This is a genomic window from Streptomyces atriruber, assembly GCF_001418325.1.
In the GTDB taxonomy this organism is placed as follows: domain Bacteria; phylum Actinomycetota; class Actinomycetes; order Streptomycetales; family Streptomycetaceae; genus Streptomyces; species Streptomyces atriruber.
Genome location: NZ_LIPN01000200.1, coordinates 7,342 through 7,774 on the forward strand (window position 1 = coordinate 7,342; position 433 = coordinate 7,774).

The window sequence follows — 433 nt, forward strand, 5'->3', positions numbered from 1 at the left end:
CCCGGCCCTGTGCGGTGAACTGACGCCAGTACGGGTCCTCCCAGAGAGCGGCGACGGCGACGACGCCGGGCTGTTCCTGGAGGACGGTCGTCAGCTCGACCGCGGCGTCGTTCCCTTCCCGGTCGAGCAGGATCCGCTGGACCTCGTTCAGCCACAGCACGCACCCTTCGCCCACCTCGCCGGCGGCGATCAGGTCGAGCAGGGCCCGCGCGGTGGGCGGGCGGAGCAGTCGGCGGTCCGGCGCCACGGCCAGGACCACTTCGTACAGGGCCCGCGTCTTGCCGGTCGACGAGTCGCCGGTCAGCACGCCGAGGGCCGAGGGTCCGCCGGACGCCGCCGACTTGAGGTATTCGCGCAGGGCGCGGTCGTGGTCGCGGCAGAGGTACGGGGTGAGGGCGGGCGGTTCGGGAACGGTGGGCGGTCCGGCGGGGCG

1 pseudogene is annotated in these 433 nt (G+C 74.4%); it reads right to left on the minus strand.

What is annotated here, in order from left to right:
- Window positions 1-433, minus strand: a pseudogene (locus tag AOK03_RS21820) (hypothetical protein); the annotation flags it as partial.